Origin of the sequence: Fontibacillus phaseoli (assembly GCF_003337355.1) — a bacterium.
Classification (GTDB): Bacteria; Bacillota; Bacilli; order Paenibacillales; family Paenibacillaceae; genus Fontibacillus; species Fontibacillus phaseoli.
Genome location: NZ_QPJW01000009.1, coordinates 125,297 through 141,598 on the forward strand (window position 1 = coordinate 125,297; position 16,302 = coordinate 141,598).

General features: G+C 49.9%; 14 protein-coding genes. 1 reads left to right on the forward strand and 13 read right to left on the reverse strand.

The genetic code is table 11. The features are described from left to right. Positions 1-27: 27 nt before the first annotated feature. On the forward strand, positions 28-1,053 hold the full coding sequence (locus tag DFP94_RS18940) for a LacI family DNA-binding transcriptional regulator (protein ID WP_114498084.1): 1,026 nt from the start codon (positions 28-30) through the stop codon (positions 1,051-1,053). Between the two features lie 105 nt (positions 1,054-1,158). Here DFP94_RS18940 and glnA read toward each other — a convergent pair whose 3' ends face one another. The 13 genes from glnA to thrS all read right to left on the reverse strand — a co-directional run bounded on the left by glnA (position 1,159) and on the right by thrS (position 16,275). After that, a complete protein-coding gene (glnA, locus tag DFP94_RS18945; RefSeq protein WP_114498040.1) occupies positions 1,159-2,583 on the reverse strand; it encodes a type I glutamate--ammonia ligase in 1,425 nt (474 codons plus the stop codon). 247 nt (positions 2,584-2,830) lie between these two features. Continuing rightward, positions 2,831-3,871: a 3-deoxy-7-phosphoheptulonate synthase gene (gene aroF, locus DFP94_RS18950; RefSeq protein ID WP_114498041.1), complete on the reverse strand. Its 1,041-nt coding sequence runs from the start codon at positions 3,869-3,871 to the stop codon at positions 2,831-2,833. Between the two features lie 380 nt (positions 3,872-4,251). Further along, positions 4,252-4,941 (reverse strand): CAP domain-containing protein, encoded by a 690-nt coding sequence (locus DFP94_RS18955; RefSeq protein ID WP_114498042.1) that lies wholly within the window; start codon positions 4,939-4,941, stop codon positions 4,252-4,254. Between the two features lie 205 nt (positions 4,942-5,146). Beyond that, positions 5,147-6,118: a 4-hydroxy-3-methylbut-2-enyl diphosphate reductase gene (locus tag DFP94_RS18960; RefSeq protein WP_114498043.1), complete on the reverse strand. Its 972-nt coding sequence runs from the start codon at positions 6,116-6,118 to the stop codon at positions 5,147-5,149. Positions 6,119-6,180: 62 nt separating this feature from the next. Further along, positions 6,181-7,638, reverse strand: a complete 1,458-nt coding sequence (locus tag DFP94_RS18965; protein WP_114498044.1) for a sensor histidine kinase — start codon at positions 7,636-7,638, stop codon at positions 6,181-6,183. 2 nt (positions 7,639-7,640) lie between these two features. Beyond that, positions 7,641-8,330, reverse strand: a complete 690-nt coding sequence (locus DFP94_RS18970; RefSeq protein WP_114498045.1) for a response regulator transcription factor — start codon at positions 8,328-8,330, stop codon at positions 7,641-7,643. Positions 8,331-8,564: 234 nt separating this feature from the next. Further along, complete coding sequence (locus DFP94_RS18975; protein ID WP_114498046.1) at positions 8,565-10,220, reverse strand: S1C family serine protease; 1,656 nt, start codon at positions 10,218-10,220, stop codon at positions 8,565-8,567. Between the two features lie 161 nt (positions 10,221-10,381). After that, positions 10,382-11,041 (reverse strand): response regulator, encoded by a 660-nt coding sequence (locus tag DFP94_RS18980; RefSeq protein WP_114498047.1) that lies wholly within the window; start codon positions 11,039-11,041, stop codon positions 10,382-10,384. Next, entirely contained in the window at positions 11,038-12,081 is a 1,044-nt protein-coding gene (locus DFP94_RS18985; RefSeq protein WP_181873218.1) for a sensor histidine kinase, read from the reverse strand. The genes DFP94_RS18980 and DFP94_RS18985 overlap by 4 nt, the downstream gene beginning before the upstream one ends. 4 nt (positions 12,082-12,085) lie before the next feature. Beyond that, positions 12,086-13,039 (reverse strand): cell wall-active antibiotics response protein LiaF, encoded by a 954-nt coding sequence (gene liaF, locus DFP94_RS18990; protein WP_114498048.1) that lies wholly within the window; start codon positions 13,037-13,039, stop codon positions 12,086-12,088. Positions 13,040-13,261: 222 nt separating this feature from the next. Beyond that, complete coding sequence (locus DFP94_RS25585; RefSeq protein ID WP_181873219.1) at positions 13,262-13,423, reverse strand: hypothetical protein; 162 nt, start codon at positions 13,421-13,423, stop codon at positions 13,262-13,264. A 107-nt stretch (positions 13,424-13,530) separates the two neighbouring features. Beyond that, a complete protein-coding gene (locus DFP94_RS26325; RefSeq protein WP_281269511.1) occupies positions 13,531-14,229 on the reverse strand; it encodes a 3D domain-containing protein in 699 nt (232 codons plus the stop codon). Between the two features lie 108 nt (positions 14,230-14,337). Beyond that, positions 14,338-16,275 (reverse strand): threonine--tRNA ligase, encoded by a 1,938-nt coding sequence (gene thrS, locus DFP94_RS19000; RefSeq protein ID WP_114498049.1) that lies wholly within the window; start codon positions 16,273-16,275, stop codon positions 14,338-14,340. Positions 16,276-16,302 lie beyond the last annotated feature (27 nt).

A 16,302-nucleotide genomic window follows, 5' to 3' on the forward strand; every position in this document is an offset into this window, starting at 1 on the left:
TCAACAGAAGGGGGCTTCACCTTGCCGATCAATATTAAAACGATTGCGGAAATGGCGGGGGTTTCAGTATCGACCGTATCCAAGATCATTAACAACTATAGTGATATTTCAGAAGAAACCAAAGCGAAAGTTCACGAAATCATGAAGCAGACCGGCTATGTGCCTTCAAATTCCGCGAAAACGCTGGCCACCAAGAAATCCAGTTTGATCGGCGTTATTTTTGCCGGGAAACTGAACATTGACTTTACCCATCCATTTTTCGTGGAAGTACTCAACTCCTTTAAGAAACAGATGGGCTTTCTCGGATACGACCTCCTATTCTTTTCCAATGAAAAATCCCATGCCGTAGACGGAGATTACTTGGCCAGATGCCGCCACTTTCAAGTTGACGGCTGCATCATCGTTACGGGACAGCAGGTGGAGCCCTCAATCAGCGAGCTGGATCACAGCGAAATTCCTTGCATCGGCGTGGACATCGAGCTGAAGGGGAAAAGCTCCGGTTATATTATGTCCGACAACTACAAAATGTCTTACAAAGTGGTTGAACATTTCTATTTGCAAGGATTTCGGGAGCTAGGATACATAGGAAGCACGCTGGAATCCGATATTTCCAATATGCGGGAGAAAGGATACAAGGATGCCATTGAAAGCTTCGGACTTCCGGTAACCGAAACCTGGTTCGTAAACGGAGAGAACTTTTTCGAAGATAGCGGATATGAAGCGATCAACAAAATGATCGATATCGGCAGCCTACCAAGGGCCATCTTTGCAGCTTCCGATTTAATTGCCATCGGCGCGATGCGCGCTTTGAAGGAGCATGGGTTCAGCGTTCCCGAAGACGTAGCCATCATCGGTTGCGATGATATTGAAGCTTGCAAATATACGAGTCCGGCCCTATCGACCATCCGCCAAAACAAGGATAAGATCGGCAGACTCGCCGCTTCCTTATTATTCGACCTGATCAATTCCCAATCGGTAACCAGCAATGTGGTTGTGGAACCCGAGCTTGTCATCCGGGAGTCCTGCGGGGATAAATTGAAAGTTCAGCTTTAAAGTTAGGCCGCCGCGAGTTTTTGTGAGCGGCTTTTTTTATTTCATCAAACAAAAAAACGGCTGGACCCGAAGATTCAGGTTCCAGCCGTTTTTTGTTTGCCTTACTTACAGATCGTAGTACAGCCCAAATTCGTAAGGATGAACGCGGATCGCTACCGATCTGGCTTCTGCGCGTTTCAGGTCAATGAAATTATCGATGAATGCTTTGGTAAATACGCCGCCTTCTGTCAAGAATTCATAGTCGGATTCCAACGAACTCAAGGCCTCGTCAAGCGATCCCGGAACGCTGCGGATACCCGCTTTTTCTTCATCAGACAGTTCGTAAATATTCTTGTCGAACGGACCGTAGCCTTCCTTGGTCGGATCAATCTTACGTTTGATTCCGTCCAGACCGGCCATCAGCATGGCCGAGAATGCGAGGTACGGGTTCGCCGTGGAGTCCGGCGTACGGAATTCGATCCGGCAGCCTTTAGGCGTCACGGCTGCGACCGGAATCCGTACGGCAGCCGAACGGTTGCCCTTCGAATAAACCAGGTTCACCGGAGCTTCATAACCCGGTACCAGACGTTTGAACGAGTTCGTGCTCGGATTCGTGAACGCGATCAACGCTGGAGCATGATACAAAATTCCGCCGATATAGTGCAGCGCCGTCTCACTCAGATTCGCATAGGCGCCTTTTTCGTAGAACAAAGGAGTGTCTCCGTTAAAAATCGATTGGTGAACGTGCATCCCGCTGCCGTTATCTCCGAATAAAGGCTTTGGCATAAAGGTTGCCGTTTTTCCGAATTGAATGGCCGTATTGTGGACGATGTATTTATACACCATAAGATTGTCGGCTGTTTTCAACAAGGTATCGAAACGGAAGTTGATTTCAGCCTGGCCCGAAGTCGCCACTTCGTGATGATGGCGTTCCACGCGAATGCCTGCTTCATCCAATAGACGGCACATTTCGCTACGGATGTCCTGCTGTTTGTCAGCCGGAGCAACCGGTACGTAACCGCCTTTCACCGGGATTTTGTAACCAAGGTTTCCGCCTTCCTCAGTACGTCCCGTATTCCAGATCGCTTCCTCTGAATCTACCGAATAAGAAGTTTTGTTCATTCCGCTCTCATAACGAACATCGTCAAAAATAAAGAACTCCGATTCCGGTGCGAAGAATGCAGCGGTACCGACGCCGCTTGCTTTCAGATATTCTTCCGCCCGAACCGCTATGCTGCGCGGATCTCTCTCATATCTGTCCCCGTCCGGCGTGAAAATGTCGCAGAATACGTTCAGTGTCGGATGAGCCGTGAAAGGATCCACGAATACCGCGCCATGGTCCGGCATCATCACCATATCGGACTCTTCAATTCCGCGGAAGCCCGGGATCGAAGACCCGTCGAAAGCAACCCCGTTTACAAAAGTATCCTCATCTACCTCTTTAGCCGGAAGAGTAATGTGATGTGCGCGACCTGATAAGTCAACAAAACGAAAATCGACCCACTCAATTTGCTTTTCCTGAATTGTTTTCATAACCAACTCTGCTGACATAATAACTTCCTCCCCAAATCACGAACATTAAATCTCTAAAACTGGTTTAACGTTCATCCTTTATATTTATTCTGTCGTCATTATAGAACTGCACGATGAATGTCGTCAATAGCCATGTAAGGTATTTTTATATGCCGTGTAAGGTATTATTACACTAAGTACAAATTTGTCGACAAAAAGTGTAAAAGCCCTCCCGCTACTAAGTGCGGGAGAGCTCAAATTTGAAAGGAAACCACTGGATTTTTGTTTAAATTTGCACGGCCTTCGGCGTGTCAAACCTTTTTCCGACCAATGGGGCTAACTTCTCCAGATCCTGCAGCAAAGCTGCAAACTGGTCCGGAAAGAGAGATTGCACGCCGTCCCCTGTCATCGAATTGTCCGGATCGGTATGCATTTCGATAATGAGTCCATCCGCGCCGGCGGCTACGGATGCCTTGGTCATAGGCTCGACGAGTTCCCTGCGTCCCGTCCCGTGGCTAGGGTCGGAAATGACCGGCAAATGGCTCAGATTTTGAAGTACAGGAATTGCCGACAAATCGAGCGTATTACGGGTATAAGTTTCAAACGTGCGGATACCGCGCTCGCAGAGCATCACGTTAGGGTTTCCGCCAGCCAAAATGTACTCGGCGGCATTCAGGAACTCATCATACGTGGAGCTGAATCCTCTTTTGAGCAGCACCGGCTTGCCGCAGGTTCCAAGCTTCCGCAGCAGATCAAAATTCTGCATGTTGCGGGTACCCACCTGCAAAATATCGGCGTATTCGGCGCAGACGTCGACATACTCCGGAGTCATAACTTCAGTAATGGTCAACAGATCGTGTTTTTTGCCTGCTTCGGCCATCATGACGAGACCTTCCACACCGACGCCCTGGAAGCTGTACGGGCCCGTACGGGGCTTAAAGGCGCCGCCGCGCAGCACTTGCCCGCCTGCAGCCTTCACGAGTCTTGCTATCTCGTCGATTTGTTCAGGCGATTCCACGGCGCAAGGGCCGCCCATGACGACCAGATCTCCGCCCCCGATCTTCACGTCTCCGATGTTGATCACCGTATTTTCCGGGTGGAAGTCGCGGCTCGCTAATTTGTATGATTTAGATATTTTGATGACATTTTCTACATCCTTCATCTGCCGCAAATGCTCAGCAAGCTTCGGTTCGATCTGGCCGATCAGGCCGATAACCGTCCGGTCTTTCCCGCGGGACACATGGGTTTGCAGCCCTTCCTTTTCGATGACTGCGATAATTTCCTGAACGCGTTCCTCAGGCGTTTGATTCGAAGTAATAACGATCATGATTCCTTCATCCTCTCATTTGAACGGGTTTAACCCAACTAATTCGATGTAAAGCGTTCATCCGCAGAATACTATTTCGCTTGAACGCTTGTTCGCTTTTATGCTTTTATCCATTAAAGTAAATATAACGGTTTTTACCTTTCTCGTCAACCCTTTTCGCGTAATTAGTTACCTGCGGATACTGGCTATCCGCTTGATTGGACAATATCCAACTATGTAGGGTAATTTATCCAATGAGAGAACACAAATCACGGCTCCCTTGGTTCCCCATTGGAAAAGTTCGAATGAAGGCAGGCTTGCCATAAACAAAAAAAGCGGCGCGGAAATAAACCTCCGCACCGCTAATATCTGCACCGCCATTTTCAAGCATTCCTCGTTGTTTATCTGCCTACAAACTCTTGTGCCCAATACCCGTTATAATAGCCGACGCCGATCAAATTGTAATTGGCATTCAAAATATTGGCACGGTGGCCAGCGCTGTTCATCCAGGCATTAACGACTTCCGCAGGTGTTTTTTGTCCCATGGCAATATTCTCGCCAGCATAGCTGTAGCTTATGCCGAACTTCTTCATCATGTCGAACGGCGAACCGTAGGTTGGAGACGTATGGTCGAAATAATTGTTTTGGCTCATATCCTTCGCTTTTGCTAAAGCCATGTTATTCAATTCCGCATTACCGGCGAGCGGCTTCAGCCCCTGTTTGGCACGTTCCTGATTCACGAGCGTGATCACCTGGGTAGCAAATTGCGATTTGTCGGTGCTTGATCCGCTTTGGGAAGAAGAGCCGGAGTTAGTTGTGTTGCCTGTGTTGCTGGTGTTGCCCGAATTGCCGTTCTGAACCGTTCCGTTCGTTCCGCCAGTCGTACCTTGATTTCCGTTTTGCACCGGTTGTTGCTTATAGATTTCGTTCCAAGGAATCGAATAGAAGTAGGTTTTCCAATAGGACGTAGTATTCGTCGTATCATGATTATTGGACGCCGCCGAAGCCGATGCAGGCAAGACGAGACCTGCTGCCAGAATGGCAGTTAATCCTCCGGTAATCAAATGTTTTCTCATTCGGGTTGTTCTCATGCTGTCATCTCCTTGATAGCTAGTTTGATATAGTAACAATTTTGTAATCTTTCTATCAGGAGTATAACATGATTCTCGTAAAGAAGGACCCCGCAAAAGTTGGTAATAGAACTGAAATCTTCCCTTCATACATTAAAACCGCCCTTGGGATGCCATCCTAAAGGGCGGTTTATTGTAATGTTCGAACCAGCACTTGGCTTGCTTATTAGCTGCGAACCTCATCGGTTTTACTCTTTACTCCTGCCTTCACCGGTGGCAGCAGCTTCTGCATATTGACGGTTCGTACAATTTCCCAGGTCGCCGGATCTTCGGGCTCATACTGCTCCAGGTAAGCGATGACCTCTTTCGTGATCGGCGTAGGCGTTGATGCGCCGGATGTCACCGCCACATTTTGAACGCCCTTTAGCCAATCGCGATTCAATTCGCTTACATCCGCGATCCGGTAAGCTGTTACCCCGGCAATCTCTTCGGATACCTGGGCAAGGCGGTTCGAATTGTTGCTGCGCGGGTCTCCGACCACGATGACCAGGTCGGCTTGCCCGGCTTGTTCCGCCACGGCCTCCTGCCGCACCTGAGTCGCCAGGCAAATCTCGTTGTGTACTTCGGCGCCGGGGAATTTCTCCAGCAGTTTTTTCATGATATGCTTGATGTCCCATTGACTCATCGTCGTCTGGTTCGTAATCACGATTTTATCGCCTGCCACTTCCAGAGCTTCTATCTCTTCTTCCTTCTCGATCAGATAAACTTTGTCAGGAGCAACGCCAACGGCGCCTTCCGGTTCAGGATGGCCTTTTTTACCAATATAGATGATAGCATAGCCTTCAGCCACTTTTTCACGGATTAGAACATGCGTCTTCGTGACGTCTGGACAGGTTGCATCCACGGTTGTAAGACCTTTGTCCCGCGCCAGCTTTCGTACTTCCGGAGATACGCCGTGTGCCGTAAAAATGACGGTTCCGCTCTCCACCTGCTCCAAAATTTCCATCCGGTTGGGACCGTCCAGCGTGATAATGCCTTCATCCTCAAAAGAATTCGTGACATGACTGTTATGAACGATCATGCCCAGTATATAAATCGGGCGCGGAAGATCTAGGTTTTTGGCGGCCTGTCTGGCCAGTACCATCGCATCCACAACCCCGTAGCAGTAACCGCGCGGCGAGATTTTAATAACTTCCATTCTTCTATCCCTGCTTTCTCGTTCCCGGTTTTCCTTCCGGAGGGAACCTCCTCTATTATAGCCTATTCCGGCAAGGCATTAAAGACGACCGGAAGCCAGATTACGAATGTCGCCCCTTCGCCAAACTTGGTCATGACTTCGACCGATCCTCCATGCTCGTCAATGATCCATTTCGCGATCGATAAACCAAGCCCGGTTCCCGGCGTTACGCCACGGGAAGGATCCGCCCGGTAAAACCGCTCAAAAATATGGGGCACCTCGCTGCGGTCCATACCGATCCCGGTATCGGTAATGCGAATCCCGATCTGTTCGCCCGCACGGATCGCATCCAACGTAACGCTGCCTTCAGGCGTATATTTAAAGGCATTTTCTATAAAAATAAAGAGCATTTGCTGTAAATAATCTTTGCTGCCAAAAACGCTTGCCCCATTCAGCACTTCCAGATCCCCTTGGACCCAGACTGCATTACGCGGCAAAAACTGTGCCCTGCGGATCACTTCTTCCACGAGCGGAGCCATCGGCACCATCTCCCGCGCAATCGTCTGTCCGGCGTCCGCGCGCGCCAAGGACAGCATATCGTTCACCAGCCGGCTCATCCGCTGGGACTCATCCGCAATATCGTTTACGGCTTCCAGCGAAAAGTTTCTCAGCCGCTCCTCATCCATCTCCGGGCGGGCCCCCTCTTCGGCAGACCAGATCTTTTTAAGCAGATCCACATTCCCGCGAATTGTTGTTAACGGGGTGCGCAGCTCATGGGAAGCGTCGGACACGAACCGCCGCTGCGTTGAATAGGCTTCGTCCAGCTCCTTATAAAATCCTTCCGTCCGGGCCAGCATACTGTTGACCGTGCCGATTAAGCGGCCGATTTCGTCATTGGGCCCATCATAGTCAATCCGTACGCTAAGATCGTTACCGGTCTGAATCCCGCTCGCCGCCTCGATCACCTTGCCGATCGGCGCCATCGATTTACGGGCAAGGAACAAACCGAAAGTGCTCGCCACTATAATCGTAATAAAGGAGCCGATAAGCAGAATCGTTTTCATCCGCTCCATAAGCCGGTCCTCGGCACCGGTATAGGCTGCCAGTTGAACAAGCCCGATTACCTTATCGTTCAAACTAACCGGAACCTGATACAACAAAAAAGAGTAGCCGTTCAACTGAGTGTTTTGAAATCTGAAAATCTTCGAAACCTCGCTGGAATCCGGTACCTGAAATTGCAATTGACGATCCAGCATGTTCCGGGAAAATCGGGTGTAGCCGTTCGTATAATTATGAATTTGGACAAACAATTGCGCATCCTCAAGCCGCTCTGCCTGCATGGGATCAAGATACAGGTCAAGGCCTTGGGATAGACTGAAATTTTGCGAGTTTTTTATTTTCTCCGCCTGCTCTTCGAGCCGACTTTTCACTTCGCCATACGTATAAAACCTGACAAATCCGTAAATCGAAGCTCCGAACAAGATCAGGGTTACTGCCAAAATCCCCGTATACCAGGCGGTTAGCCGCCATCTCATCGACATCTCTAGGAGTCTCCTCTCAGTATGTAGCCTGCGCCGCGAATCGTCTGGATGACCCTTTTGCCGCCATACTCCTCCGTCTTTTGTCTGAGCATCGCGATATAGACCTCCAGCACATTGGACTCGCCGCTGTAATCATATCCCCAAATTTTATCCATAATCAGATCGCGCGTCAGCAGCCGCTTCGGATTTTGCATGAACAGATGCAGCAAATCGAATTCCTTCGCCGTCAGTTCCAGACGTTGGCCTGCCCGCAGCACCTCGCGGGAATCCATGTCCATGAGAATGTCTTCAAATGCAAGCCGATGACTCTCGGTTTCGCCTGCCGGTTCTTTCCGTCTCAGCAAAGCGCGAACGCGCGCGAGCAGTTCCTCAAGCGCAAAGGGCTTCACCAGATAATCGTCCGCCCCGGTGTCCAGGCCCTTTACCCGGTTCTCTACTTCGTCTTTGGCCGTCAGCATCAGCACAGGAACCTTACTTCCGCCTTCACGCAGCCTGCGGCATACCTCAAACCCATCGATTTGCGGCATCATGACATCCAAAATAATCAGATCGGGGTTTTCCGTAATTACTCTCGATAACCCTTCAGCACCATTAAGCGCCGTATGTACGTCATACCCTTCAAAAGCCAAACCCCGCCGCAGCATGGAGGTGATTTTTTCATCGTCATCAATGACCAGAATTGTAGATCTCACTTACCATCACTCCTTTTATTCAGGCCGCCCTTACTCATGCATTGGATAACTTCACCGACAGTCGGGCAGCCAGCCATTATACTTCTTCTCACTCATTTATTTTAACAAAAAAACCGGACTTTTTAGAGACCAGCCAAACAAGCTTAGGCTAAAGCTTTGCCCTAAACCTCGGTTTAAAAAAAGCGGCAGGCCTCAGCCTGCCGCCTCTCTTTCTCGGACATGGTTCCCGCCCGCTTACTCCAGATTGTTAAAATTATTCTTGTTGCCGATCGTAATTTTCAGATCCAGCTTGCGGCCGTCGCGAACTACATTAAAGGTCACTTCGTCGCCGACCTGCTGCGTCTGAATGTACTCGATCAGCGCTTCTTTAGTGGCAAAGGATTTCCCGTCCGCTCCGGTGATGATGTCGTAAGGGCGAAGATCCGCGTTATAAGCCGGAGATTTGAAGACGATATCAGATACGACAGAGCCTTCCTTCACGTCTGTTCCCATTTGCTTCGCCACTTCATCGGTCATCGTCATCAGTGTTGCGCCAATAAACGGTACCGGTTTTTGCGGAATTTTCTCATTGTTTTTCAGCTTGTCAAGCACTTCGCTAATCGTACTTGTCGGAATCGCAAATCCGATCCCTTGGGCATCCGAGCTTACCGCTACGTTAATTCCTACGACTTCCCCGTTCAGGTTCAACAGCGGACCACCGGAATTTCCGGGGTTGATGGAGGCATCCGTTTGCAGCAGATGCTCGTATTCACGGTTCTTTTCCCCGTTCTCGCCGGCAATCGTAATGCCGCGTTCCTTCGCACTGAGCACACCGGCAGTTACTGTGTGGTCAAAACCTTGCGGATTGCCGATCGCCACGAGCCATTCGCCGACTTCCGTGTTGTCGGAGTTCCCCAGCGGAATCGAAGGGAAGTTTCCGTCGCCTTCAAGTTTCAGTACGGCCAAGTCCAGTTCATAGCTTGTGCCAAGCACTTTGGCTTCATACGGTTTATCCGTACCCTGAACCGTTACTTGAACAACATCCGCGTTATGCACCACGTGCTCATTGGTCAAAATATATCCGCTCTTATCGAAAATAAAGCCGGAGCCGATTCCCGTAGGAACAAGCTGATCCGATCCCGAGGAGGTTCCTCCTCCGTTATCTTCTGAATTGCCTCCGCTTCCGTAATCATCACCGAAGAAGTAACGGTAGAACGGGTCATTGCTGTAGGGATTGCTGCCCGAACCTTGCTTGCTTGAGCTGACCAGGGTTTCGATTTTCACGACCGCCGGTCCCGCTTGCTGAACTACGTTAGTCACGTCGCCGGGATTTGTGATCGGGTAAAGTGCCTGCGTAGCTTTGGATGAAGAAGAACCGCTTTGGCTTTCTTTCGCGCTGTCGCCTCCGTTTGAAGTCGAAGGGGCCGGCGCAGCCACGCTTGCCGCAGGCTGATCTCCCGTGAATAAATTTTCTCTATCCGCAAACACCATCGCTCCGGTCATAATCAGCATCCCGGCCAACACGCCAGCCAGTACCGACTTGAACGACGATTTTTTCGGCGGTTTATTAAACTGCCAGTTACCCGAATTTTTTGCCGGTGAAGAGGATCTTCCGTCTCCATTGGCACCGCCTCCGATGCCGTCTCCCGCAGAACGAATCTCGTAAGACGCGGGAATCGGCCGAACCGGCTGCGGTCTGGTGATTTCCACTTCTTCTTGCTGCCGGGGCTCGTACGGATAAGCTCCGCCATCGCTGTTGTCGCCGTCTTTGCCATAGGATTGAAAAGGTCCGTACGAATAATAATATGATGAGCCGGAACCTTCCGATTGCCGGGGTTTATCGTTGTTATTTTCGTTGCTGTTCATGTCCTCCCCAAAAGGCTGACCAGATTTGTTTCTTTCCTCGTCCATGGTGATGTACCCTCCTTCCCCTGTTCCTTACAGGGGTTATCTTGTTTTCTTGTTCTTATTTTGTACTATAAACCTTAAGCGTACCTTAAAAACAATTAAAAAGGAGATAAAAGCGAAAGAGTAAGGAATAGGTTTAAGAAGTAGGGTATAAAAATATAGGATTACTGTTTGGAGACCCATCCCTGTCTATGGGCATAAATGGCAAGCTGCGTCCGGTCTTCAAGCTCGCATTTCATCAATAGATTGCTGACATGCGTCTTCACCGTTTTTATGCTGATGTGCAGTTCCTCGCCGATATCTTTGTTGCTTTTTCCTTCCGCGATCAATAGCAGCACTTCTTTTTCCCGTTCCGTCATGCCGGAATCATCGCCCTGCACCGTCCTTTGGCGAAGTCCCCGCGTCAATGCCTGGGCTACGTCCCCCGTCATTACAGGCATTCCCCGGTAAGCCCCTTGCAGCGCATAGATCAACTCTTCCGCGGACACGGTTTTCAGCACATAGCTGACCGCTCCGGACTCTACCGCTTGCACGACCAGCTCATCTTCAAGAAAGCTTGTCAAAATTACGATTTTCATGCCGGGGAACCGGCTTAGCACCGCTTTTGTCGCTTCGGCGCCGTTCATGACCGGCATCATCAAATCCATCAAAATGATATCCGGATGTCCCAGCTCCACCCCGGCTTCCAAGACCTGTAGCGCTTCCTGGCCGTTTCCGGCCTCGGCGATAACCTCGAACCCGGGGTCCAGCATCAAATAAGTTTTAAGCCCCATCCGTACCATGTCATGATCGTCCACGATCATCACTTTGATTTTTCCGCTCATTCCCGCTCTCCCCTTTTACCATCCTCAAACTTTGGAATATGTACCCTGATCGTCGTTCCCGCACCGGGCTTGCTGATAATTTCCACATGTCCCCCAAGCTTCTCGGCCCGTTCCCGCATCGTGGTCAGCCCGTAAGACCCCTGTTTCTGAGAGGTGCCGCTAAACCCTTGTCCATCATCGCTGATGCTGAGCACGACCTGTCTCGGCCCTTCCCGCAGCGACAAACTGACCAACTGGGCCCCGGCATGCTTGACGATGTTCGCCATTGCTTCTTGTACAATCAGAAATAATTGATGCTCTTTTGCTTCCGACATGTCGCCTTGCACATCCATGTCCTTGATCCCTTTAAGTCCATTTTGCCTGCAGTAATCGGGAAACCACTGATCGAGCGCTTCCGCAAGACTCTTTCCGACCAGTTCCATGGGGCGAAGCTGGGCGATCAACGCCCGCATTTGTTTTTGCGCCGTATTGGACATCAAGATGAGCTGATCCATGACCGCATGCGCTTGCGCCTCGTTATTTTCCAGCACTTTAGGAAGGGAGGAAGCCGCCATATGAATCGCAAACAACTGTTGGCTGACCGTGTCGTGCAAGTCACGGGCCAGCCTCCGCCGTTCTTCAAGAACGGCCTTCTCCGCAGCCTGTTCCTTCTCCACCACTTCCTGCTCCCCGAGCCGTTGAAGAAGCTGCATCTTTTTTTCTACCGCATCCGTCATGTTGTTGAATTCCTGATATACTCCGGCAAAAGTCTGATCCACCGTTTCCGGCATACGTACCGATAAATTGCCTTTAGCTACCTGGAGCATGTTCAGATGCATCAAATCAATCCGCCCCTGGATACGCCGTCCGGCGACATACCCGATAATGAGCGTCAAAACGACGACACCCGCCATATCGTAAATCCATATCCGGGAATCATTGACCACAATGACCCCGGTTACGGTCCCGATATAGAGAGTAATCGCCGCCAAACCGCCTGCCAGCAAGAAGAAAAGCAGAAGCTCCCATTTCGTATTTTTCAAAATCCGTTGCACCATCATAAGCTTAACCCACCATATTCACTTTAACGTCTCCGATAAAGACGTTGACCAACAGTTTTACCCGTTTACTGGCTTCTCCGAAATGAGGGGACTGAGCCTGAACATTGCTCATAAATCCGCCCTGTTTCTGGTTCAGCACCTTTAAATCGCCGATAAAAGCGCTCGAAACCGCGGTTATCCCGATATCCATGTCGTCCGGAATAAACACCTTCACGTCACCGATGAATGCAGACACATTAATTTTGGTTTCTCCGTAAGGAATTTGCGCTTTCGTTAAATCGATGATCGTATCGCCGATAAAGTGAGAAATATTCGTAGGGTGAAGCTCAAAATAATCCTGCCCCAGATGAACGTCTCCGATAAAGCCTGACTTGTTGATCTTCTCCGTTCCGCCGGAGAATCCGCCGTCGTTGCCATAACTTTTGCCGAATGCATCGTAATGGTGCGACTTCTCATGTTTGAATTTCTGTTCTTTTTTCTTCTCTTCTTGTTCCAAACCGCCAAAAATGGAGTCTAGCGGAGATTCCATCTCCGGAATATAAGTGTCGTTCAGCGGCGGTACCGGTGGTCTTGAAGGTGGAGGAGGCGGAAAATCGTCGTTCCGGTATTTTTTGCCGCGGCCCGGTTTGAACAACACGCACAAGCCGCCAACAATGAGCGCAAGCGGGAAGAAGTACTTAAAGAAATCTCCCGGTGACAACGAAATTAGATCTAGATTGTTTGCTAAAAAATAGCCCCCGATAATAATTAATATTGCGCTCCCGATAAAGCTGGAGCCCTTCCAATTTCCGTTGCTGAGCTGACCGAGGCCGCCAAGTATCAAAAATACAGGCCAATAGGTAGCGAAAAGATAACCCAGGCTAAGATCGGTAATCCCCATCTGATTCAATAAAAATATTCCGCCGATGGAGATCAGCACCAGGCCGCCAATCAACCGTCCCATCATTCCGTTTTTCATTGCAGTTCCCTCCGTTTTCATCATTCCTGAATGGTTAAACCCAGTTTACCGTATACAGGGGACGTGCAACAGCGGCGCCGGATGGAAGATCACCTCGGTCTACAGACGGAGGGGTTTACTTTTTTATCCAAATCATTTTCTATAGAAAATGGCTGTACATGAGAAAAAGGTGCCTCAGACCACAGACTGAGTGGTCAGGAAGCACCTTGTCGATTCTTTGCGTTATTGTTGTTGTTGTCCTGAACCTTGGTTGTTCACAGCATTCCGGGATGCTTTCGCTTTTTGGGCAACCGTTGCTGTGGATTCTTCAGCAAATTCGGCATTAAACTTCTCGTTTGGCGTTTTGTAGCCTGGAGAAGCAGCCTTGTTTTTTTGATTAGGCATGATATTTCACCTCCCTTTGCATAAAGCGCAAGCGCTGTATGACTTGTGGGTCAGTTATGACCACGCCTTTTATTATGCTTACAGATATTGCGAAATATTCAGCTTGATCAAATGGCCAGCTCCCATACTTTATCAGGAATGTCTTGTCCGACCTCCATCGCTTTGCCTAATTTATTAAGCATCGCTTCCGTCAGCTTACCGTTCCCTTTGCGGATCACCTGGACTTCTACTTCCTTCTTGCCCCATTCCTTAAACACCTGCTTGGTCGTTTTAAAATACAGGTCGATTTTGTTCCCTTTGATCGCCGAACCTTTGTCCGCGACTACGCCGTAACCGTAACCGGGAATATAAAGAATGGTGCCAAGCGGAAATACTTTCAAATCCGCGGCAATCGTCGAAATCGTATCTTTATCCCGGCGAACCTTGACCCCCGAATACGTAATTCCGTACTGGGGATGATTCGGCTTCTTACCCGTGGATTCGAAACCGGCGGTATAACCGGTAGCCATCACTTTGACCGTTTGGACTTTCTTCTTGGCCGCCTCCACTTTTACGTCACTTATCTTTTTGCCCTGAAGAGGCGTATGAATCGAACTCATGGTCTTTTCGCTCTGCGGCTGGTTGGCTGCAGCTATTTCCAGCCTCAGGGCATTTTCCCGATATTCCCGAAGAACATATTGATGATACGGGTTCTTCGAAAAATCTATAGTATTGGCATGAATTTTACATTCTGCGGCGATCCCGTGAATGAGAAGAATCGTTAACAAACTTAATCCGATTCTCCGCCACAATACAAATTGGCGCATATGAAAACCTCCCCCTTATTCCGAAGGGTTTCCACATGCGCCGCAGTTTATACATCGATTATTCAATGTTTTTTTTAATTCCAATTCAAATAAACTTCAAAAAATCCACTATATCACGTGATTGCGGATTTCGTCCTGGAGGAACGCCAGTACCTCATCCAGCGACTTCGCTCCAAGGTCCCCTTCACCGCGTTTGCGGACGGAGACGCTGCCGCTGCTTTGCTCGCTTTCGCCCACTACGAACATATAAGGGATCTTTTCCAGCTGTGCTTCCCGGATTTTGTAACCGAGCTTCTCGTTGCGCAGATCACTCTCTACCCGGATGCCTCCGGCGCGCAGTTTCTCTTCAACTGCACGTGCATACTCTTCGAACGCCCCGGAAACCGGAATGATTTTGGCTTGAACCGGCGCCAGCCAGAGCGGCAGATTTCCGGCAAAGTTCTCAAGCAAGAAGGCCGAGAAACGTTCCATCGTACCAAGGATGCCCCGGTGAAGGACAACCGGACGGTGTTTCGCGCCGTCGTCGCCGACATATTCCAGCTCAAAGCGTTCAGGCAACAGGAAGTCGATTTGCACGGTGGACAAAGTTTCTTCTTTGCCGAGCGCCGTTTTCACCTGCACGTCCAGCTTAGGACCATAGAACGCCGCTTCGCCTTCAGCCTCGAAGAACGGCAGACCGGCTTCCTCGACAACTTCGCGTAGCATGCGTTGGGCCGTATTCCACATTTCGTCGTTTTGGAAATACTTCTCGGTATCCTGCGGATCCCGATAGGACAAGCGGAACCGGTACTCATGGATGCCAAAGTCGCTGTACACCTGTTTGATGAGATCCAGTACGCGCGTAAATTCCCCCTTGATCTGATCCAGGCGGCAGAAAATATGCGCGTCGTTCAACGTCATGGAACGCACCCGGTGAAGCCCGGTCAGCGCGCCCGACATTTCATAACGGTGCTGCATACCAAGCTCGGCAATCCGGATCGGCAGATCACGGTAGCTTCGCATATCGCTCTTATAAACCATCATGTGATGCGGGCAGTTCATCGGACGAAGCACGAATTCCTCGGTGTCGATCGTCATTTTCGGGAACATGTCTTCCTGGTAGTGCTCCCAGTGCCCCGAAGTTTTATACAAATCGACATTGCCAAGCACTGGCGTATACACATGCTGGTAACCGAGGCGTTCTTCGATGTCGACGATATACCGCTCCAGCGTCCGGCGCAGAGTAGCGCCCTTAGGCAGCCAGATCGGCAACCCTTGACCCACAAGATTGTTGAACGTAAAGATGTTCAGCTCTTTACCGAGCTTACGATGATCGCGTTTTTTGGCTTCTTCCAGCATGAGAAGATGGTGATCCAACTCGGCTTTCTTCACGAACGCCGTGCCGTAAATCCGCTGCAGCATCTTGTTGTTGCTGTTACCGCGCCAGTATGCGCCGGCCACGCTCAGCAACTTGAACACCTTGACTTTACCGGTCGAAGGAACATGCGGTCCACGGCAAAGATCGAAAAATTCGCCCTGATCATAAATCGAAATGACGCTCTCTTCCGGCAGATCGCGGATCAGTTCCAACTTGTATGGATCGCCGAGTTCGGTAAAGATCGCTACCGCTTCTTCCCGGCTGACTTCGCGACGGGTGATCGGCAGATTTTCGCCAATAATCCGCTCCATTTCTTTTTCGATTTTTTGCAGGTCTTCCGGATTCAACGGGTGTTCCAGATCCATGTCATAATAAAATCCGTCTTCAATAACCGGACCGATACCGAGCAGCACTTCCTTGCCGCCAAACAGGCGTTTAACCGCCTGAGCCATCAAGTGGGCGGTACTGTGACGCATGATTTCCAGACCGTCTTGGGAATCGAGAGTCACAATTTCCACCTTGTTCCCGTCTTCCAGCTTCGTATTCAGATCCACCGCTTTGCCGTCGATTTTGCCGGCTACGGCGTTTTTGCGCAAACCGCTGCTGATCGATGACGCTACATCTTCTAAAGTGCTTCCTTCCGCATATTCCCGGACCGAACCATCCGGCAAAGATACTTTAATTGCCACTGTCTTTTCCTCCCGAAAAAATTTATT